The sequence below is a fragment of the Bradyrhizobium sp. genome, assembly GCF_050014615.1.
Taxonomy (GTDB): domain Bacteria; phylum Pseudomonadota; class Alphaproteobacteria; order Rhizobiales; family Xanthobacteraceae; genus Bradyrhizobium.
The window spans coordinates 1-20,838 of record NZ_JBEKCZ010000082.1; the positions used below are offsets into that span (position 1 = coordinate 1).

Annotated in this window: 20 protein-coding genes; 8 read left to right on the forward strand and 12 right to left on the reverse strand. The window is 61.9% G+C overall.

Annotated elements, in window-relative coordinates; genetic code table 11:
* The first annotated feature begins 129 nt into the window (after positions 1-129).
* From ABR948_RS14740 to ABR948_RS14750, 3 genes are read left to right on the forward strand one after another with little or no spacing between them, the layout of a single operon-like run.
* Positions 130-1,593, forward strand: coding sequence for a TadA family conjugal transfer-associated ATPase (locus ABR948_RS14740; protein WP_428119055.1), 1,464 nt, complete (start codon positions 130-132; stop codon positions 1,591-1,593).
* A gap of 11 nt (positions 1,594-1,604) precedes the next feature.
* Positions 1,605-2,579, forward strand: coding sequence for a type II secretion system F family protein (locus tag ABR948_RS14745; protein ID WP_428119057.1), 975 nt, complete (start codon positions 1,605-1,607; stop codon positions 2,577-2,579).
* A 9-nt stretch (positions 2,580-2,588) separates the two neighbouring features.
* Positions 2,589-3,563 (forward strand): type II secretion system F family protein, encoded by a 975-nt coding sequence (locus ABR948_RS14750; RefSeq protein WP_428119059.1) that lies wholly within the window; start codon positions 2,589-2,591, stop codon positions 3,561-3,563.
* Between the two features lie 140 nt (positions 3,564-3,703).
* On the opposite strand, the gene ABR948_RS14755 is transcribed toward ABR948_RS14750, so the two are convergent.
* The 3 genes from ABR948_RS14755 to ABR948_RS14765 form a co-directional block, all read right to left on the reverse strand.
* Positions 3,704-4,510 carry a tetratricopeptide repeat protein gene (locus ABR948_RS14755; RefSeq protein ID WP_428119061.1) on the reverse strand — a complete coding sequence of 269 codons (807 nt, stop codon included), beginning with the start codon at positions 4,508-4,510 and terminating at the stop codon, positions 3,704-3,706.
* Positions 4,511-4,686: 176 nt separating this feature from the next.
* Positions 4,687-4,893, reverse strand: coding sequence for a hypothetical protein (locus tag ABR948_RS14760; RefSeq protein WP_428119063.1), 207 nt, complete (start codon positions 4,891-4,893; stop codon positions 4,687-4,689).
* 281 nt (positions 4,894-5,174) lie between these two features.
* Positions 5,175-5,573 (reverse strand): hypothetical protein, encoded by a 399-nt coding sequence (locus tag ABR948_RS14765; RefSeq protein ID WP_428119065.1) that lies wholly within the window; start codon positions 5,571-5,573, stop codon positions 5,175-5,177.
* 325 nt (positions 5,574-5,898) lie between these two features.
* Here ABR948_RS14765 and ABR948_RS14770 point away from each other — a divergent pair, with 325 nt between their 5' ends.
* The gene (locus ABR948_RS14770) at positions 5,899-7,281 is read left to right on the forward strand and encodes a leucyl aminopeptidase family protein (protein WP_428119067.1); all 1,383 of its coding nucleotides are present in this window, start codon (positions 5,899-5,901) and stop codon (positions 7,279-7,281) included.
* Positions 7,274-8,119, forward strand: coding sequence for a C40 family peptidase (locus ABR948_RS14775; RefSeq protein WP_428119069.1), 846 nt, complete (start codon positions 7,274-7,276; stop codon positions 8,117-8,119). Before ABR948_RS14770 ends, ABR948_RS14775 begins: the two co-directional genes overlap by 8 nt.
* A 6-nt stretch (positions 8,120-8,125) precedes the next feature.
* On the opposite strand, the gene ABR948_RS14780 is transcribed toward ABR948_RS14775, so the two are convergent.
* The 8 genes from ABR948_RS14780 to ABR948_RS14815 all read right to left on the reverse strand — a co-directional run bounded on the left by ABR948_RS14780 (position 8,126) and on the right by ABR948_RS14815 (position 17,349).
* Entirely contained in the window at positions 8,126-9,763 is a 1,638-nt protein-coding gene (locus ABR948_RS14780; protein WP_428119071.1) for an ABC transporter ATP-binding protein, read from the reverse strand.
* Entirely contained in the window at positions 9,764-10,243 is a 480-nt protein-coding gene (locus tag ABR948_RS14785; protein WP_428119073.1) for a type II toxin-antitoxin system VapC family toxin, read from the reverse strand. It abuts the gene before it with no gap.
* Positions 10,236-10,457 carry a hypothetical protein gene (locus tag ABR948_RS14790; protein ID WP_428119075.1) on the reverse strand — a complete coding sequence of 74 codons (222 nt, stop codon included), beginning with the start codon at positions 10,455-10,457 and terminating at the stop codon, positions 10,236-10,238. The genes ABR948_RS14785 and ABR948_RS14790 overlap by 8 nt, the downstream gene beginning before the upstream one ends.
* A 37-nt stretch (positions 10,458-10,494) precedes the next feature.
* The gene (locus tag ABR948_RS14795; RefSeq protein WP_428119077.1) at positions 10,495-11,673 is read right to left on the reverse strand and encodes an ABC transporter permease; all 1,179 of its coding nucleotides are present in this window, start codon (positions 11,671-11,673) and stop codon (positions 10,495-10,497) included.
* Positions 11,673-12,782, reverse strand: a complete 1,110-nt coding sequence (locus ABR948_RS14800; protein ID WP_428119079.1) for a microcin C ABC transporter permease YejB — start codon at positions 12,780-12,782, stop codon at positions 11,673-11,675. The genes ABR948_RS14795 and ABR948_RS14800 overlap by 1 nt, the downstream gene beginning before the upstream one ends.
* Positions 12,783-12,785: 3 nt before the next feature.
* Entirely contained in the window at positions 12,786-14,654 is a 1,869-nt protein-coding gene (locus tag ABR948_RS14805) for an extracellular solute-binding protein (RefSeq protein ID WP_428119081.1), read from the reverse strand.
* A gap of 14 nt (positions 14,655-14,668) precedes the next feature.
* Positions 14,669-16,564: an extracellular solute-binding protein gene (locus ABR948_RS14810; RefSeq protein WP_428119083.1), complete on the reverse strand. Its 1,896-nt coding sequence runs from the start codon at positions 16,562-16,564 to the stop codon at positions 14,669-14,671.
* 239 nt (positions 16,565-16,803) lie between these two features.
* Entirely contained in the window at positions 16,804-17,349 is a 546-nt protein-coding gene (locus tag ABR948_RS14815) for a c-type cytochrome (RefSeq protein ID WP_428119085.1), read from the reverse strand.
* A 210-nt stretch (positions 17,350-17,559) separates the two neighbouring features.
* Between ABR948_RS14815 and ABR948_RS14820 the strand changes: the two genes are divergently transcribed.
* Entirely contained in the window at positions 17,560-18,300 is a 741-nt protein-coding gene (locus tag ABR948_RS14820; RefSeq protein ID WP_428119087.1) for a 3-deoxy-manno-octulosonate cytidylyltransferase, read from the forward strand.
* Positions 18,301-18,321: 21 nt separating this feature from the next.
* Positions 18,322-19,194, forward strand: a complete 873-nt coding sequence (locus ABR948_RS14825) for a prephenate dehydratase (protein WP_428119089.1) — start codon at positions 18,322-18,324, stop codon at positions 19,192-19,194.
* 1 nt (position 19,195) lies between these two features.
* Here ABR948_RS14825 and ABR948_RS14830 read toward each other — a convergent pair whose 3' ends face one another.
* Positions 19,196-20,215 (reverse strand): LLM class flavin-dependent oxidoreductase, encoded by a 1,020-nt coding sequence (locus ABR948_RS14830; RefSeq protein WP_428119091.1) that lies wholly within the window; start codon positions 20,213-20,215, stop codon positions 19,196-19,198.
* 404 nt (positions 20,216-20,619) lie between these two features.
* Here ABR948_RS14830 and ABR948_RS14835 point away from each other — a divergent pair.
* The coding region (locus tag ABR948_RS14835) for a methylenetetrahydrofolate reductase (protein ID WP_428119093.1) at positions 20,620-20,838 on the forward strand (219 nt) is incomplete at its 3' end.

A 20,838-nucleotide genomic window follows, 5' to 3' on the forward strand; every position in this document is an offset into this window, starting at 1 on the left:
ACCACCGAGATGTTCCTGCAGATCGCGCAACGGCTGACAGGCCGTGGCGAGACCAAAAAGCCGCGGGGTTCGTTCCTGTCGCCCCTGCTCGAGAAGCTGCGGGCGAAGTAACCCGCATGGAGTACTGTCGTGTTTGGTAAGCGTAGCGGAGAAAACGAATCCCGGGCGAGCAAGCCCGCGGCCGGCGCGCTGGAACCTGCTTCCGGCGCGGCGCCGGCCGTTTCGCGCAGCGCGCCGCCGCCGACCGTTTCCTCTCCCCCGCTCTCGCCGGCGAAGGCGCCCGCGCCCGTCGCGGAAGCGCGGCGGTCGGACACCTATTACCAGGTCAAGGCGACCATCTTCGGCGCCCTGATCGAGGCGATCGACCTCGCCCAGCTCGCCAAGCTCGACGGCGAGTCGGCGCGCGAGGAAATCCGCGATATCGTCAACGAGATCATCGCGATCAAGAACATCGTGATGTCGATCGCCGAGCAGGAAGAGCTGCTCGACGACATCTGCAACGACGTTCTCGGATACGGCCCGCTGGAGCCGCTATTGTCGCGCGACGACATCTCCGACATCATGGTCAACGGCGCCGGCACGGTGTTCATCGAAGTCTCCGGCCGCATCCAGCGCACCGGCATCCGCTTCCGCGACAATCAGCAATTGCTGAATATCTGCCAGCGCATCGTCAGCCAGGTCGGCCGGCGCGTCGATGAATCCTCGCCGATCTGCGACGCCCGCCTCGCCGACGGCTCACGCGTCAACGCCATCGTTCCGCCGCTGGCACTCGACGGCCCCGCATTGACGATCCGCAAATTCAAAAAGGACAAGCTGACGCTGGATCAGCTGGTCAAATTCGGCGCGATCTCGCCGGAAGGCGCGACCATCCTGCAGATTGTCGGGCGTTGCCGAGCCAATGTGCTGATTTCAGGCGGTACCGGTTCCGGCAAGACGACGCTGCTCAACTGTCTGACCAATTATATCGACGACGAAGAGCGCATCATCACCTGCGAAGACGCCGCTGAGCTTCAACTGCAGCAGCCGCATGTGGTGCGGCTGGAGACCCGCCCGCCCAACATCGAGGGCGAGGGCCAGATCACCATGCGCGAGCTGGTCCGGAACTGCCTGCGTATGCGGCCGGAACGCATCATCGTCGGCGAAGTCCGCGGACCGGAAGCGTTCGATCTTCTGCAAGCCATGAATACCGGTCACGACGGATCGATGGGAACGCTGCACGCCAACAATCCCCGCGAAGCCCTGTCGCGCTGCGAATCGATGATCACGATGGGCGGATTCTCGCTGCCGTCGCGGACCATTCGCGAGATGATCTGTGCCTCGATCGACGTCATCATCCAGGCCGCCCGGCTGCGCGACGGCTCCCGGCGCATCACCCACATCACCGAGGTGATGGGCATGGAGGGCGACACCATCATCACCCAGGATCTGTTCCTGTATGACATGGTCGGCGAGGACGCCAATGGCAACATTATCGGCCGCCACCGCTCAACCGGCATCGGACGGCCACGCTTCTGGGATCGCGCACGATATTACGGTGAAGAGAAGCGGCTTGCCGCCGCCCTCGACGCCGCCGAAGTCATCGTGGAGGCCTGAGGGACCACGCCATGAAAATGCAAGCACTCGCACTGGCCTTTCTCGCCTCCGCCGCCATCGGCGGCCTGGCGTGGGTCTTTATTTATCCCATGCTGTCGGGGCAGAAGAAGGCCGAGCATCGCCGCGCGACCATCGCCAAGCCGGAACCGGCGGCGCGTCAGGCCGATAAGAGCCAGCGCTCGCGCCGCGAACAGGTCGAAGGATCGCTGAAGGAAGTCGAAGCGCGCCGCCAGAAGGACAAGAAGATCTCGCTGGCCACCCGTCTCACACAAGCTGGCGTGAGCTGGTCGCCTCAGAATTTCATGATCGCCTCCGGGGTTATGGCAACCGTTTGTTTTGCGATGGCGATGCTGCTCGGGGGCGGTCCGCTCGCGGCCATCGGTCTGTCGTTCGCTGCCGGCTTCGGCCTGCCACGCTGGACGCTCAGCTTTCTCAAGAAGCGGCGGGAAAAGAATTTCCTTCGCGCGTTGCCGGATGCCGTCGACGTGATCGTTCGCGGCATCAAGGCCGGCCTGCCGCTGTTTGAATCCATCAAGGTGGTCGCAGCCGATGCGCCGGAACCGCTCAGGGGCGAATTCCTGGCCATCATCGAAACCCAGGCAATCGGCATGCCGCTCGGCGAAGCCTGCACTCGTCTGTTTGAACGGATGCCGGTTCCGGAGGCGAACTTCTTCGGGATCGTGATCGCGATCCAGCAGAAGTCCGGCGGCAATCTCTCTGAGGCTTTGGGCAATCTGTCCAAGGTGCTGCGCGAGCGCAAGAAAATGGCTGAGAAGATTCAGGCCATGTCGATGGAAGCCAAGGCTTCCGCGGGCATCATCGGCTCGTTGCCGCCCATCGTCATGCTGCTCGTCTACATCACGACCCCCGATTACATCTCGTTGCTATGGACCCACCCGACCGGTCAATTGATGCTGGTCGGCTGCGTGATCTGGATGTCCATGGGCATCCTGGTGATGAAGAAAATGATCAACTTTGACTTCTGACGGTGCAGCATGATTGGGTTTCTGGTCGAAAAGCTCCACGACGCGCGGTTCATGACCATGCTGCTCGCGGCGATTGCCGTGAGCGCCACGGCGTATACGCTGATCATGCCTTTGTTTGTGGGCGAAGGACTGGCGAAACGCATGAAGGCGGTCGCCAACGAACGCGAGCGGATCCGGGCGCGGGAGCGCGACCGTCTTACCAAGACCGAGAAGGTGTCGCTGCGTCAGACGCCGAAGCAGCTGGTCTCCAGGGTAGTGGAAGACTTCAATCTCGGAAAATGGCTGGCGCAGGAAGCCGCGCGCGACAAGCTCACCATGGCCGGCTACCGCGGCCAGGCGCCCTACATCACGTTCCTGTTCTTCCGGCTGGTGACGCCTGTCCTGCTGTTCATAGCGGCGGTGCTGTATGTCTTCGTGATCTCGCATATGGAGAAGTCGCTGACGATAAAGATCGGCATGTGCCTCGTCGCGGCGTATTTCGGTTTGCAGGCGCCGATGCTGTTCCTGAGGAATGCGATTTCAAAGCGCCAGCTCTCGATCAGACGGGCATTCCCCGATGCGCTCGATCTGCTGCTGATCTGCATCGAGTCCGGCATGTCGATCGAAACCGCGTTCCGCAAGGTCAGTGTCGAGATCGGAACGCAGTCGGTGGCACTGTCGGAGGAATTCACGCTGACCACGGCTGAGCTTTCCTATCTTCAGGACCGCAAGGTCGCCTACGAAAACCTGGCGAAACGTACCGGCCTTGAGGGTGTCAAGTCGGTCTGCCTGGCGTTGCAGCAATCTGAACGTTACGGAACGCCACTCGGTCAGAGCTTACGCGTCATGGCGCAGGAAAATCGCGACATGCGCATGAACGAAGCCGAGAAGAAAGCCGCGGCCCTGCCGCCGAAACTGACGGTGCCGATGATTCTGTTCTTCCTGCCGGTGCTGTTCGTCGTCATCCTGGGGCCGACCGGCATCAAGATCGCCTCGATGCACTGACGCCGGCCGTGCCTTGTCGGCCTGCCCGTGGAGATTCGGCGACGAAAGCTTCTCCGTTTGATGCGGTCGTCGTCGGGCTTGACCCGGACATCCCGCAAAAGCCGGCGACGGCCTTTCGATTGATGGCTTGACCGGGCCGATCAGTCCGGGCGGTTGAGAGACGCCACCGGCACTCTCGCGGCGCCGGCGCGCGGATTGTCCTTGCGGCTCAGCATCTGCTTCAGATAGGCGACGTTCGCAGCCGCTTCGTCCGCCGGCAGATCGGCCCTCACGATGGTTTCAGCCTCGGCAAAGCGGCCCTGCAGGCCGACCACCAGGCCCAGATTCTGCCGTACCCGCGCATCGGCTCTGGCGTTGCCGTAGGCGCGGCGTAGAATCTCTTCCGCTTTCGGCAGATCCCCGGAAAGAACATAGGAAAGCCCGAGATTGGACAGCACCGACGGCTCGTCGGGCTCGAACTTCAGCGCACTCGCATAATAGCGGCGCGCTTCGTCGTGCCGGCCAAGCTGGTCGAGCGTGGTTCCCTGCACCGAAAGAATGCGCCAGTCGGGGTTCTCGGGCGTGTGGGCCCGGCTGAGAACATCGAACGCCTGCTGGAAATTGCCGTTGTCGGCGAGCGCGCGCCCGTAACCGGCGAGCAACGCCTTGTCGCCGGGGTGGACGATGGTGGCCTGTTCGAGCACGGCGGCGGCCTGGCTCCGCTGCCCGGTGGCACGCAGGGCCTGACCATAGGCAAGGGCAGCCTCGGCATTTTTGGGATCGGCACGGTAGCGCTCACCGTAGATTTCGACGGCGCGGCGCGGATCGGAATCGGGGCTGGCCTCGGGCTTCGACGACAGCGATCCCGTGATATCGGACGTGGTCTGGCAACCGCCGAGCCCAGCGGCCAAAATCGCCATCACGGCCGCGGACGCAAGAAGCCGGGCAAGACTGGACTGCTGACGCATGGCACTTTGACTCACGGTATCAGGCGATTTGATCGAGCCGAATGCGCTCAGCAATAGACTGTTAACCCTAATGACCGGTTAACGTTCTCCCCCCGGGAGAACCCGTCGATTGCCAGGAATCAATACCGTGGATCAATACCGTGGAATCGATACCGTAGATCGATACCGTCTGTTGCCTATTTGTGATGCTTGCGCAGATAGGCGTGAAGCGACTCCGTCCCGGTCTCGGCCAGCAACGTTTTCAGCATCATGTCTTTGCGGCGGCCTTTCGCAAAATGATCGCCATAGGTCTTGCGCAGCGAACCGACGCGTGTGTTGCCGTGCTTCTTGTCGATGCGGCCCGTGGTGTCACGATGCCGGCCGTCCAAACCCTTCTTGGCCATTTGGCGCTCCCGAAATACTAATCCGGATATTTGTCGACGCCGCCGAGGCTATCACGCTGACACGGGAACGTGTAGAGGCCGCGGCTGTTGACCTTTCCGGCCTGTCGACCGCGATCCAAGATCGCCAGACAAATCGCGCCACGCATCCCGCCTCACACCAACGGCCTCAACGACAAACGCTGAGGCCGCCAGATGCTAGAAACGATGATCTTGAGTTAGCGATCTTGAGTTAACGGTCTTGCGTCAGCAGTGTTGAGATCGTGCGTGTCGCGGCGCCGACATCACTCGCAGATCTGGACGCGGCGTACCCGCCAGCCGTAGCGCGTCATGACGCGCTGCCGGACCAGATAGCAACCGCCCTCGTCTTCATAGTAGGGGTAATAGCCGGGATAATAACCTGCGTAGTAGCCGGGATAGACACCCAGACCGAACCCAAATCCGCCACCGCGAAAGCCACCGCCACGGAAACCGCCGCCGCCGAAACCGTGACCACCGCCGCCGCCGTGACCACCGCCTCCGCCGCCGCCGTGACCTCCGCCATGGGCGAGGGCCGCCGTGGTGGAGGCACCCAACAAGAGCGCCGAGGTGCCGAGCATACCGAAGGCATATATGCCGAACAAAACGATTGCCGCCAAACTGCGGATCAGGATGCTGCGGTGCAATTTTTTGTTCAACGCCATCGAACTCTCCGGTTACATGCCTTGCGCGGGCAAAAGTAGGGCGCAAGTAAAACTACTGATTGAAAGCGTAAGTTCGATCACGCGAATGGTCAAATCACCTCGGCGTCATTGTCGCGATGCTTGCCGCCACATTTAGCCCTTGCCATTGCCAAGTCTTCGCGTTGCCAGGACCAGAAATATCCGAAATGACCTGATCTCACGGTTCGGACTGGTTTGACTTTGTAAGTCATTGTAGAATCTCAAAAAGCCTGCAACCAAGGGCTCATTGGGCCCGCGCTGCCGCAGTCCATGTAGCGCTGCATTCCAGTTGAAGACCGAGAGAAGCATGCATTCAGTATTCGAGACCGCCGCTGCAACGTCGGCCATTCCCATTACGTTTGCGACCAAGGCGACGTGGGACGCCATCTGCGCCGAGCTTCCCGCGCCGGCGCAGCAGTTTGCGTTAGCCAACGGATTTGCGGCCAAACCCGGCGCATGCCTGACGCTGCCCGCCGCGGATGGACAAATCGCGCAGGTGCTGTTCGGGCTGGAGAACGAGACCAGCAAATTCCGCGACCTGTTCCGGCCCGGTCTGTTACCGGGCCTGCTGCCGCCGGGCATCTATCGCTTTGCCAATGCCCCGCATGATGCGCGCCTCGCCGCACTGGCCTTCGCGCTCGGCAGTTATCGCTTCGGCCGCTACCGCAAGGCCGACGCATCGGAGGCCCGGCTGGTGCCCCCGGATGGCGTTGACGTCGCGGACATCATGCGGATGGCGGAGGCGGCAGCACTGGCCCGCGATCTCATCAATACGCCGTCGAACGACATGGGGCCGGAAGAGTTGGCGCAAGCGGCGCAGCAGCTGGCGAAGCGCTTCGGCGCCGATTTCACCTGCGTCATCGGCGACGAGCTGCTGCGACAGAACTTTCCGCTGATTCATGCGGTCGGCATGGCATCTTCGCGCGCACCCCGGCTGATCGATCTGACCTGGGGCGACCCCGCCCACCCCAAGGTGACGCTGGTCGGCAAAGGCGTCTGCTTCGATACCGGCGGGCTCGACCTGAAGCCGTCCGGCAGCATGCTGATCATGAAGAAGGATATGGGCGGGGCCGCCAACGTGCTGGCGCTGGCGCTGATGGTGATGGACGCCGGGCTCAAGGTACGCCTGCGGGTTTTGATTCCCGCGGTCGAGAATGCGGTTGCCGGCAACGCCTTCCGTCCGCTCGATATCTTCACCTCGCGCAAGGGCCTGAGCGTGGAAATCGGCAACACCGACGCCGAAGGCCGGCTGGTGCTGGCCGATGCGCTGGCGCTCGCCGATGAAGAGAAGCCTGATCTGTTGATCGATCTCGGCACCCTCACGGGGGCGGCGCGGGTCGCGCTCGGTCCGGAGTTGCCGCCGTTTTATACCGACGATGAGACGCTGGCGCAGGATCTGGCGGCGCGCGCCAAACAGGAAAACGATCCGTTGTGGCGATTGCCGCTGTGGCCGCCTTACGACAGCTGGCTCGACTCGAAGGTCGCTGACATCAACAACGCGCCGTCGGGTGGATTCGCCGGCTCGATCGTTTGCGCGCTGTTCCTGCAGCGTTTCGTCGAGGCCGCCAAAAGCTGGCTGCATGTCGATATCTATGGCTGGACGCCATCGGCGAGGCCAGCGCGCCCGGAGGGCGGCGAATGCCAGGCGGCGCGCGCGATCTACAAATTGCTGAGCGATCGCTATGGATGATCCGCGCATGATTCCGGCGCGGCCCGACCTCGCCGCGAAATATCTCGAAGGCAAGGTCAAGGCGGCGCGCTTCGTCACCGGCGAGGAATTCGAGATATCGGACGCCATCGCGCCGTTGCGCAACGCGCCGTCGCCTGACGCCGAACTGGCGACGCAGGCGCTGAAAGGCGAGCGTGCGACGATCTATGATCGCAACGGCGAAGGCTGGGCCTGGGGTCAACTGAGCAGCGACGGTTATGTCGGCTGGCTCCCCGATCGCGCGCTGGCTAAGCCCGTGGGCGAGCCGACCCACAAGATCACCGCGATCAGAACGCTGGCGTTTCCGGGCCCCTCGATCAAGCTGCCGCCGATCGAGACTCTTGTGATGGGGACAACACTGATCGTGACGCGCCAGGATGGCGCCTTCGCTGTCACGTGCGAAGGCTGGTATCTGCCGCAACAGCATGTCGGCGGCATCGACCGCCATGCCGGCGATTTCGTCGCGGTCGCCGAACGGTTCGTTGGCACGCCCTATCTGTGGGGCGGCAAGAGCAGTCTCGGCATCGATTGTTCCGGCCTGGTGCAAGTGTCACTGAATGCCGCCGGCACCGGCTGCCCGCGCGACAGCGACATGCAGCAGGACGCCCTCGGCCGGGCACTGGATCCGGCCGAATCGAAAAACCTGCGGCGCGGCGACCTGATTTTCTGGAAAGGCCATGTCGCGATCGCGCGGGATGCGACCTCCATCGTTCACGCCAACGCCCATCACATGGCGACCGCGATCGAAACGACAAGCGATGCCATCGCGCGCATCAAGGCCGCGGGCAGCGAGATTATTTCGATCAAGCGGCTGGTTTGAAGCCGCTCAGACCGCGGTCGTCCCACCCGGCGCGGTCTCGTGCCGAAACGCGGCGGCGAACAGCGCGCGGGTATAGTCGGTCTTCGGATATTTGAACAGTTCCGACGCCGGCCCCTCCTCCACCACCTTGCCGTGGCGCATCACAATCAAATGGCTGGCGAGCGAGGCGACCACCCGCAGATCATGCGATATGAACATGTAGGTGAGGTCGCGCTTGCGCTGCAATTCGCGCAACAGATCGACCATCTGCGCCTGGAACAGCATATCGAGCGCGCTGGTCGGTTCATCCAGCACGACGAAATTCGGTTCCAGCACCACCGCGCGGGCAATGGAGATACGCTGGCGCTGGCCGCCGGAGAATTCATGCGGATAGCGAAACCGCGTCGCCGGATCCATGCCGACATCCCTGAGCGCCTTGATCACGCGGGTCTCGCGCTCGGCCTCCGAAAGCCCGCGCTGATGCACGCTGAGGCCTTCGGCCACGATGTCGCCGACCGACATCCGCGGGCTCAGCGCGCCGAACGGATCCTGAAACACGATCTGCATGTCGCGGCGAAACGGCCGCATCGCCTTGAAACGCAGGCCCTGGATATTGCTGCCCAGGAACACGATCGGCCCGTCGGACGAAATCAGCCGCAGCAGCGCCAGACCGAGCGTGGTCTTGCCGGAGCCGGATTCGCCCACCACACCGAGCGTCTCGCCCTTGCGCACTTTCAGGCTGACGCCATCGACCGCCTTGATGTGTCCAACGGTTTTACGCAGCAGACCGCGCTTGATCGGAAACCAGACTTTCAAACCATCGGCCGACATCACCACCGGCGAATCGGGCCGCGGCGGCGCCGGGTCGGGCTTGGGCTCCGCCGCCAACAAGGCGCGGGTGTAGGGGTGTTGTGGCGCGGTGAAGACCTGCTCCACCGGTCCCTGCTCGACGATCTTGCCGTTGTTCATGACACAGACGACGTCGGCGATGCGGCGCACGATGCCGAGATCATGGGTGATGAACAGCAGGCTCATGCCAAGCCGCGCCCGAATTTCCGCCAGCAACGCCAGGATCTGCGCCTGCACCGTGACGTCGAGTGCCGTGGTCGGCTCATCCGCGATCAGCAAATCCGGCTCGTTGGCAAGCGCCATCGCAATCATGACGCGCTGACGCTGGCCGCCGGACAATTGATGCGGATAGCTCGCGAGCCGGGTTTCCGGATCGGGAATGCCCACTTGCGCCAGCAGTTCAAGCGTCCGGGCCCGGGCCATCGCACCGCGAACGCCGCTGTGCAGCTGCAGGATTTCGCCGATCTGGGACTCGATCGTATGCAGCGGATTGAGCGAGGTCATCGGCTCCTGGAAGATGATCGAAATGTCGTTGCCGCGAATGCCGCGGATCTCGCGCTCCGACAAATCAAGCAGTTCACGGCCGCGAAAGTGGATGCTGCCCGATGGGTGCGATGCGGTCGGATAGGGCAGCAGCTTGAGGATCGACAGCGCACTGACGGATTTTCCCGACCCGGATTCGCCGACCAGCGCCACGCACTCGCCGCGCCTGATCGCAAAGGAAACATGATCGACCGCGATCGACGTACCGCTGGGCTGATGAAACGCCACCGACAGGTCGCGTACGTCGAGCAAGGGCTGGTTGATGGCGTCCATTTACGTCAGTTCTTCGATTAGTTGCGGTAGGCCGTCGCGAGACACGCGGCGCATACCTTCTGGCAATTTCAACGTCCGATCAAACGACAAAATCCCACCGCAGCGGGTGCGAATTGCGGTCACCACATGGATGGCGTCAGGGAGTTTTGGCATGGCAGCAGATTTGGAGGCATCCGTCGATGGCACACCGGCGACCCGTCGATAGTCGACGGTTTCCATCAAAACATCCCGCGTCACCGGATACAAATCGAACAAGCCACTATACAAAATCAATTCCAGATAGTGCCGACGTCTTATGGGATCGGCCCTTGGTAGCACTTCCGCGAGCGTCAATTCGCTCGTCACGGCCAGATTGACGCTTCTGCTCAATAACTCAAATAGCGTGCGAAGGAGACCCGCAATGTCGTCGTTACCTTCCACTGCATAGATGAAGATATTGGCGTCAAAATATAGCTTGGACGGCGCACTCCCTTCAGTCATCCCACCCATCCCGCTGACTCCGCAAACCTTCATCAATCTCTTCTGCGGTTCGGAAGGGAGGGCGGCGCATCGCGAAAATCTCCGCAAGCGTCATGGCCGGTCGCGTCTCTTCTTCGACAATCGTTACCGTGACGGTCGATGAAGGATCGACGCCCGCCCGCAGATCCTCGGGAAGTTTCGACGCCGGATAGTGCTCGCGAGTAATTTTATTCATGTAACACCTCTATCTCGTAGGATAGACTACCACGATCTTATCTGAACGTCTTGCGCGGATCGAACGCGTCGCGCACCGCCTCGCCGACGAAGATCAAGAGCGACAGCATGATCGCGACCGCGAAGAAACCGGTGAAACCCAGCCACGGCGCCTGGACGTTGGCCTTGCCCTGCGACAGCAGTTCGCCCAGCGAGGGCGAGCCCGGCGGCAATCCGAAACCGAGAAAATCCAGCGCGGTCAGCGTCATCACCGACGACGAGACGATGAACGGCAGGAACGTCATGGTCGCGACCATCGCATTCGGCAATAAGTGACGGAACATGATCACGGCGTTGGAGACGCCGAGCGCGCGCGCCGCCTGGATGTATTCGAAATTGCGCCCGCGCAGAAATTCCGCGCGCACCAGACCGACCAGCGACACCCATGAGAACAACAGGAGAATGCCGAGCAAGACAAAGAAGCCGGGCACCAATACCGACGACAGGATCAATAGCAGGTAGAGCGAGGGGATCGCAGTCCAGACCTCGATGAAGCGCTGGAAGCCGAGATCAATCCAGCCGCCGAAATAGCCCTGCACGCCGCCGGCGGCGACGCCGATGATCGACGAGATGATGGTCAGGCTGAGGCCGAACAGCACCGAGATGCGAAAACCGTAGATCAGGCGCGCGACCACATCGCGGCCCTGGTCGTCGGTGCCGAGCCAGTTGTATTCGAGGTCACGGCAGCTCTTCAGGCCCTTCTTCTGCACCACCTCCTTGCACTGGTCCTCGGTCAGCATCCAGGTCGGCTTTGACGGCGCCGGTGTCGGCAGATCGAGATTGTGCGTATCGTAGGAATAGCGGATCAGCGGCCAGACGATGGTGCCGCCTTTGGCGGCGATCAACTTCTGCAGAAAGGGATCGCGATAATCCGCTGCCGTCTCGAAGTCGCCGCCGAAGGTGGTTTCGGAATAGCTGATGAAGGCCGGCCAATACAGATGACCATCGAACTTGATGAAGAACGGACGATCATTGGCGATCAGCTCGGCGAACAGCGAAACAAAGAACAGGATCAGGAAAATCCAGAACGACCAGTAACCCCGGCGATTCGATTTGAAATTCTGCCAGCGGCGGCGGTTGAGCGGCGACGGGCTGAACCGGTGGCGCGTGACCGGCACCGCTTCGCCGAGCGGCGCTTGCGTGGTGGTCTCGACCGGCGGCGGGGCTGTGATGGTCATCAGACTTCCCGCGCCTCGAAATCGATCCGCGGATCGATCCACATATAGGCGAGGTCGGAGATCAAATTGACCGCCAGGCCGACCAGCGAGAAGATGAACAGCGTGCCGAACACCACGGGATAATCGCGATTGAGCACGCTTTCGAACCCGAGCAGGCCGAGCCCGTCCAGCGAGAAGATGGTTTCGATCAAGAGCGACCCTGAAAAGAAGGCGTGGATGAACGCGCCGGGAAAGCCGGCAATGACGATCAGCATGGCATTGCGGAAGATGTGATTGTAGAGCACCTGCCGTTCGCTGCAGCCCTTGGCGCGCGCGGTCATCACATATTGCTTGCGGATTTCATCGAGGAAGGAATTCTTGGTCAGCAAGGTCATGGTGGCGAAGGCGCCGAGCGCCATCGAAATCAAAGGCAGCGTGATGTGCCAGAAATAGTCGAGGATCTTCCAGTACCAGGGAAACTGCGACCAGCCGTCCGACGTGAGGCCGCGCAGCGGAAAAATATTGAAGAACGAGCCGCCGGCGAACAGGATGATCAGGAGGATCGCGAACAGGAATCCCGGGATCGCGAAGCCGATAATGACCACGGCCGAGGTCCAGGTGTCGAACCTTGAGCCGTCCATGACCGCCTTGCGGATGCCGAGCGGGATCGAGATCAAATAAGTCAGCAGCGTCATCCAGATGCCGAGCGACATCGAGACCGGCAGCTTCTCCTTGATCAGTTGCAGCACGCTGACATCGCGGAAATAGCTCTTGCCGAAATCGAACCGCGCGAAATTCCACAGCATCAGCGCGAAGCGTTCCGGCGCCGGCTTGTCGAAGCCGAACTGCTTTTCGAGGCTCTTGACGAATTCGGGATCCAGCCCCTGGGCGCCGCGGTACTTCGATCCGACGGCATCGGACGACGCGCCGACCTGGCCACGCGCACCGAAGTCGCCGCCGGATGAACCCGAAATCCGGGAGCTTCCTCCGGTGTCGGCACCGCTGAGCTGCGCGATCACCCGCTCCACCGGCCCGCCCGGGGCGAATTGCACCACCACGAAAGATACGAACAGTATCCCGAGCAGCGTCGGGATCATCAGCAGGATGCGTCGGGCGATGTAGGCGCTCATGAATTATTTCGCCTGCTCGGCTCTGGCGACTTTGCCGGGGTCAGACCACCAGTTTTCCGGTGCGCCGACACCTTGCGCGTATCGCGGCTGCTTGTCCGGGTGTCCGAACAGATCCCAATAGGCGATCGGATGACTGGTCCGATACCATTGCGGCACCCAATAGCGTCCGGCACGAAACACCCGGTCGAAGGCCCGGCAAGCGACCGTGAGATCCGCGCGATTGTCCGCGCCGATGATTTTCTCGAGCAGCGCGTCGATCGCCGGACTGGCGATGCCGGCGAGGTTGTACGAGCCCTTGGTGGCTGCCGCCTGCGACGAAAAGAACGGGCGCATGCCATCGCCCGGTGTCGCCGACATGCTGAAGCGCTCGATGGTCATGTCGAAATCGAAATCTTCCACCCGGGCGCGATATTGGACGGGGTCGACAAGCCGCAAGCTAGCTTCGATCCCGAGCGTGCCGAGGTTCTTGATGTAGGGCGCGTGATGCGGTTGCAGCGAGGGCTCGTCGGCCAGAAATTCGATTCTGAACACCTCGCCATTGGGCAACAGCCGCTTGCCGTCCTTGATGGCGAGCCCGGCGTCCTGCAACAATTGAGACGCCTTGCGCAGCAAGGTGCGGTCCTGCCCCGAACCATCCGACACCGGCGGCACGAACGGCGTGCCGAACACCTCGTCCGGCACCTGGCCGCGAAATGGCTCAAGCAGCTTGAGTTCTTCCGGTGAAGGCGGCCCGCTCACCATCATGTCCGAATTCTGGAACGGTGAATGGGTGCGCGCATAGGCGCCGTACATGATGGTCTTGTTGGTCCATTCGAAATCGAACGCCTGGATCAGCGCCTCGCGTACCCGCGGATCGCCAAATTTCTCGCGGCGAGTATTGATGAACCAGCCCTGTGCGCCGGACGGCGTATCATCCGGCAGAGTCTCGCGCTTGACCCGACCATCCTTCACGGCTGGAAAATCATAACGCGTCGCCCATACCCGCGCGGTGAATTCCTCCCGGAACAGATAGCTCCTCGCGCTAAACCCCTCGAACGCGACTTCGCGGTCGCGATAGAATTCGTAACGTACAATATCGAAATTATAAAAGCCGCGGGCGACCGGAAGGTCAGCGCCCCACCAATCCCTGACCCGTTCGAACTCGATGTAGCGGTTGATCTCGAACTTTCCGACCTTGTACGGGCCGCATCCCAGCGGAATCTCCAGCGTCGATTCATCGAACGGCCGGGTCGCGTAATAGGCTTTCGAAAAAATCGGCAGGCTCGCGACATAGAGCGGCACATCGCGGGCGCGCTTTGCCGCGAAAGTGACGACCAGCGTCGCGTCGTCGGCCGCCTCCGCCGTCGCCACGTCGCGCATCTGCGCCACGATCAGGGGATGGCCTTTGGTCTTTAGCGTGGTCAGGGAGAAAGCGGCGTCATGCGCCGTCAGTTTCGAACCGTCGTGAAATCTGGCCTCGGGCCGCAGCGTGAAGCGATAGATGGTCTTGTCGGCTGACATCTGTACTGACTTGGCAACAAGGCCGTACATCGCATCGGGCTCGTCGCTGGCGCGCACCATCAGCGGCGCAAACGTCATGTCCATGCCCTGCGCGCCTTCACCCTTCAGGATGAATGCGTTGAACGAGTTGAAGGTCTGGTAGGACTGATTGTAGGAGCGCGCGGAGGGAATCAGCGAAAACATTCCGCCCTTCGGCGCGTCGATGTTGACATAGTCGAAGTGATGAAAGTCGGCCGGATATTTAAGATCGCCGAACACGGAAATGCCGTGAGCTTCGGTGCCCGCATCGGCCGCCACGGCCGGCCGCAACCGCGACGCGCCCAATACGCCAACGCCAAGACCGAGCACATGCCGGCGGGAGAGCTGCGCCATGCGCGGGATATCCCTCAAGAGCGCTTGCCGATTTTGGCGGCCTTGTCGGCGTCGTACCACCACAGGGACGGCAGACCGGAACGCGCATATTTCGGCAGCTCAGCATGGCTGAAGCGGTCCCAGCGCGCATAGCGCGAGAAGGGATAACTAAACTGCGGCACCACATAGAAATTCCACAGCAGCACACGGTCGAGCGCCCTGGTCGCGGCCACCAATTCCGAACGGTCCTTGGCGAAGATCACCTTGTCGATCAGCGTATCAACGGCCGGATTCTTGATACCGATGGCATTTCTCGAGCCGGACTGGTCCGCGGCCTGCGATCCCCAGTATTCTCGCTGCTCATTGCCGGGCGACAATGACTGCCCCCATTGATCGATAATCATGTCGTAGTCGAAACTGCGCAGTCGATTTTCGTATTGCGCATCATCGACGATGCGGATCGAGGCCGTGACACCGATGCGTTCCAGCGACGGCTTATAGAACAGCGCGATCCGCTCGGCGGATGGATCCTGAACCAGAAGCTCGACGATGACCGGCTTGCCCGCCGCATCCACAAGCTTGCGATCACGCACCTCAAAGCCCGCCTCCTTCAACAACCTCGCACTCTCGCGCAAATTGGCGCGCACCGCTTCGGGATTGCCGCCGACCGGACTGACGTAGGGTGTGGTGAAGACTTCTGCCGGCACCTTGTCGCGCACGGTCTCGAGTATTTTCAGCTCTTCTCCCTCCGGCAATCCGGTCGAGGCGAGCTCCGTCCCATAGAAGTAACTGTCGATGCGCTTGTATTGCCCAAAGAACAGCTGCTTGTTCATCTCCTCGAAATCGAAGGCGTAGTTGAAGGCGCGGCGCAGTCGCGCATCCCTAAACTGCTCGCGGCGCAGATTGAGAACGAAGGCCTGCATCCGGCCCAGATCGTTGATCGGAAACTCTTCCTTGACCACGCGCTTTTCAGCGACCGCCGGAAATTCATAGGCGGTGGCCCATTGCTTGGCGGAATTCTCGGCGATCCAGTCGGCCTGATCGGCCTTGAACGCCTCGAGCGCGACCTGATTGTCGCGGAAAAACTCGAAGCGCATTTCGTCGAAATTATTTTCGCCTATCCGCACCGGCAGGTTCGCACCCCAATAATCCCTGACCCGTTCCAGCGCGACCGAGCGTCCCGCGACAAATTCCTTGATCCGATAGGGGCCGGAGCCCAGCGGCGGCTCCAGCGTCGTTGCGGAAATATCGCGCTTGCGGCCTTCGCTGTCGGTGCCTTCCCAATAATGTTTCGGCAATACCTGCAACTCGCCGACGATGTGCGGCAGTTCGCGATTGCCGGGAGATTCGAACGTGAATTTGATGTCACGCTCGCCGATCTTTTCGGTCTTGACGACGTGGCGATAATACGAGGCGTGCATCGGGCTGTACTTCTTCAGCGCCGCGATCGAAAAAATCACATCTTCCGGCGTCACCGGCTTGCCGTCGTGCCAGCGGGCCTCCTTGCGAAGACGATAGATGACCCAGGCAAAATCGTCAGGATGCGAGGCGGCCTCCGCCAGCAATCCATACTCGGTGGCTATCTCGTCCTGCGACCGCGCCATCAGCGTTTCGTAAATCAGGTTGGCGGCCGGGGCGATCGAGCCTTTGACACCGGCGACCGCGATATTGAAATTATCGAACGTGCCGATCGAGATTTGTCGCGCGACGCCGCCCTTGGGCGCGTCCGGATTGACGTAGTCGAAGCGCTTGAAGTCGGCGGGGTATTTGATGTCGCCGAACAGCGACAGGCCGTGGCGCCAGACCGGCTCACCGGTGGCTGTCTGCGCCTTCGCCGGGCTCACTGCCGAAAGGCCGGTTGCGGCTTCCAGCGCCGGGGCGACGGTGGCGAAGGCGGCGCTCTGCAAAAGATGTCGTCGGGTAATGGTCAAATGAGGAATCCCCGTGGATATGCTTCCGCTATTGAGGACGCATTATAAGGCAAGGTATCGACCGATTATGTTGCTTTTTCCTCATGATACTAGCTTGTGAACGGCGGCGCTGCGGCGAAAGGTCCCGGGAACGGGCGCGCAAACCGCCCCAGGCATGCCGGCGAGCAAGTGACCGGAATACAAAACGGCCAGGCAAGAGCCCGGCCGTTTGACGAAAATCCATTTGGAACCGAGGGCTGTTATTTCGCCGCCGTCGGCAACGGAACCGGGCTGTCCGCAAGCGTATGCAGATAGTCGATCACGTCGGCGCGCTCGCTGTCTTTCTGAATGCCCGCGAAACCCATCGCCGTGCCGGGAATAAAGCCCTTGGGATTGGAGATGAACTGGCTGAGGTCGTCATAGCTCCAGGTGCCGCCCTTGGCCTTCATCGCGGCCGAGAAATTGAACCCGCGGCCTTCACCCTTCTTGTCGCCGACGATGCCGTAAAGGTTCGGCCCCACCTTGTTGGGGCCGCCCTTCTCGAAGCTATGGCAGGCGGCGCATTTCTTCGCCGCGGCCTCGCCCTTCTCGACCGAAGCGGTCTGCAGCAGCTTCTCGATCGGCTCGGCCGGGGGCGGCGCAGCTTCCTTGCCACCCGGCGCCGCTTCCTTCACGGCGATTTCGAAACCCGGCTTTTCCGGCATCACGGGGGCGAAAAGCGCGCCGGCGGTGAAGCTGGTCACGAGCAGAACGAGGCAGGTACCCAGAATGGCACCGAGAATTTTATTGAGTTCGAAGGAGTCCATCTTGGATCAGGCTCCAGGCCGGAATGTCGACTATAGGCCGGAGAGAAACGGCCACGGATGAGCGTCAGGAATCAGGCTTTCGCACCGCACCCGAGCCACGATGAGATATCGGTTTGCCCGTGCTCTGGCAACCCGTATAAATGCGCCAGCTTTAGACCAATCCCCATCATTTCCGGCTTGTTATCGACCGGGGGCCCAGACCTCACCCTGATGACCAGACCCCGTATTTTGGTACTGATTCCCGCCCGCATGGCCGCGACGCGCCTGCCCGGCAAGCCGCTATTGGATATCGCCGGCCTGCCGATGATCGTCCATGTGCTGCGCCGTGCGCAGGCCGCGGGAATCGGCGGTGTCGCCGTGGCCACCGATACGCCCGACATTGCAGATGTCGTGACCGCCCATGGCTTCGAGGCGGTCATGACCCGCGCCGATCACCCCTCCGGATCGGACCGGATTTACGAGGCGCTGGGCAAGCTCGACCCCCGCGGCGAAGTCGAAATCGTCATCAATCTGCAGGGCGACTTTCCGACCATCGAGCCCGACAATATTCGTGACGTGCTGGCCCCGCTGGCCGACCCCGCGGTCGATATCGCGACACTGGCCGCCGAAATCCACACCGAGGAAGAGGCCTTGAACCCGAATGTGGTGAAAATGGTCGGCTCGCCAATCAGCCCGAAACGGCTGCGCGCGCTTTATTTCACCCGCGCCACGGCTCCCTGGGGCGACGGGCCGCGCTACCATCACATCGGCCTCTATGCCTATCGCCGCGCGGCGCTGGAGCGTTTTGTCGCCCTCGCCCCCTCCTGGCTCGAACGGCAGGAAAAGCTCGAACAGCTCCGGGCCATCGAGGCCGGGATGCGGATCGACGTCACTATCGTCGATACCGTGCCGCGCGGCGTCGATACGCCGGCCGACCTCGAAACCGCCCGACGCATACTGGCCAAAAGCTGAGCGGCTGGTACAAGGCGCGCCATGACCCAGACAACGGCCAAATCCATGAAAATCGCATTCCAGGGCGAACCGGGCGCGAATTCCCACATCGCCATCGCCGAGGCCTATCCGGACGCCGAGCCGCTGGCCTGCCCGACCTTCGAGGACGCGCTGGCCGCGATCAGTTCGGGCGAGGCGGACCTCGGCATGATCCCGATCGAGAACTCGGTCGCCGGCCGGGTCGCCGATATCCATCATCTCTTGCCGCAATCCGGCCTGTTCATCGTCGGCGAATGGTTCCTGCCGGTCCATCACCAGTTGATGGCGCCGCGCGGCGCCAAACTGGCCGATATCAAGACCGTCGAAAGCCACGTCCACGCGCTCGGGCAATGCCGCCGCATCATCCGCAAGCTCGGCATCAAGCCGATCGTCTCGGGCGATACCGCCGGCAGCGCGCGCATCGTGGCCGAGCGCGGCGACAACAGCTGCGCCTCGATCGCGTCGCGGCTGGCGGCCGGCATCTACGGCCTCGATATCCTGGCTGAGGATGTCGAGGACGAAACCCACAACACCACGCGCTTTGTGGTGCTGGCGCGCGAGGCTGACTGGGCCAAGCAGGGATCGGGGCCGCTGGTCACCACGTTTGTTTTCCGGGTGCGCAACCTGCCCGCCGCGCTCTACAAGGCGATGGGCGGCTTTGCCACCAACGGCGTCAACATGACCAAGCTGGAAAGCTACATGGTCGACGGCGAATTCTTCGCCACGCAATTCTATGCCGATGTCGACGGCCATCCCGACGACAGGAACCTCGCTTTCGCGCTGGAAGAACTGAAATTCTTCTCGCGCGAATTCAGGATTGTCGGGGTCTATCCCGGCCATCCCTTCCGCGCCACGTTCAACGAGAAAGCGGAGTAGATTACGCCGCCGCCCTCGCGCCAAGCCCGAACGCATCCGCCATCAGGCTGTAGGATTTCTTGCGCGCGTCGTGGTCATACACCGCGGTAATGACCATCAGCTCGTCGGCCTGGCTGGCCGCGATCATCGGCTGCAGTTTTGTCATGACCGTTGCGGGACTGCCGACAAACAGCCGCGTGCGATTGCGCGCGATAGCAACACGATCGCTCTCGGTATAGGGATAGGCCACCGCTTCCTCGACGCTGGGCAGCGGCCGATACTGGCCGCGATCCCGCAGCAACCGGTTGAGATCCATCGACGACGCCAGCCGCTCGGCCTCCGCGTCAGTATCGGCCGCGACCACGGCGACCGCGAGAATGGCGTAAGGGGTAGTGCGCCAGCCCGACGGCTTGAAATGGGCGCGGTAATGGGTCATCGCGGCCAGCGCGTCATGCGAGGCGAAATGATGCGCGAACGCAAACCCCATCCCGACCTGGGCGGCGAGTTCTGAACTGTAGTCGCTGGAGCCGAGCAGCCAGATCGGCGGCAGCGGCGTATCATCCGGCATCGCCACCACATTGTTGTAGGGATGGCCGGGCGGAAAATCGCGGGTCTCCCACAGCGTCAACTCATGCAGCCGCTCGAGAAAATCGTCGCCCTCACGCCGATCGAGCCGGCTGCGCAGCGCGTGCGCGGTGGCGCCATCGGTGCCGGGCGCCCGGCCGAGGCCGAGATCGATCCGGCCGGGAAACAGCGCTTCCAGCATCTTGAACCGCTCGGCCACCATCAGCGGCGCATGGTTCGGCAGCATCACGCCACCGGAGCCGACCCGGATGTTTTTTGTCACCGCGGCGATCTGCCCGATCATCAGGTCCGGCGCCGGGCTCGCGACCGACGCCAGATTGTGATGTTCGGCCAGCCAGTAACGCGTGTAGCCCAGGGCATCGGCGTGGCGCGCCAGATCGATGCTGTTGCGCAGCGCCGCGGCCGGCTTGGTGCCGGTGGTGACGACGGAGAGGTCGAGGATGGAGAGCGGGATCATGGCGTTAAACTAATGCGCACCGCGCCGCCCACAAAGGGCCGCGCCGCGCAGATCAGGCGCGCGTCGGCAGCCATCGATGACCGCGGCACGCACACCGGCGAGTGGGCTAATATTTGAATAATCCATATATATTTCATATTTCCCACTTTCCATCTCAGTGGACAACAGCAACAAATCTTCCAAAAAATCCTAGATAATGCTGAATTTTATACCAATCACCGGCCGGATTGGCATTTCTTCGTTCCTGCCCACAATATCAACTTTTGAGAAAATATTTCCGCCATTATACAGATATTGGGCAACTTCCCACCCCCCAATGGGCTATTTGAACGGCGTCATTCGGCATATTTTAGCGGTCTGCAGCTAGACCTGATGTCCGACCAAAGAGTGGAGTTTGTGGTGCCATGACCGAGTTTACGCCCCCCGCGCCGGACGGACACCGCACGCTGAAGTCGCCCGCGATCTCCTTTGAGTTCTTCCCGCCCAAGACCGAGGAGATGGAGCGCAGCCTGTGGGACACCATCAAGCGCCTCGCGCCGCTGACGCCCAATTTCGTCTCGGTGACCTATGGCGCCGGCGGATCGACCCGCGAGCGTACCCATTCCACCATCGCCCGCATCCTC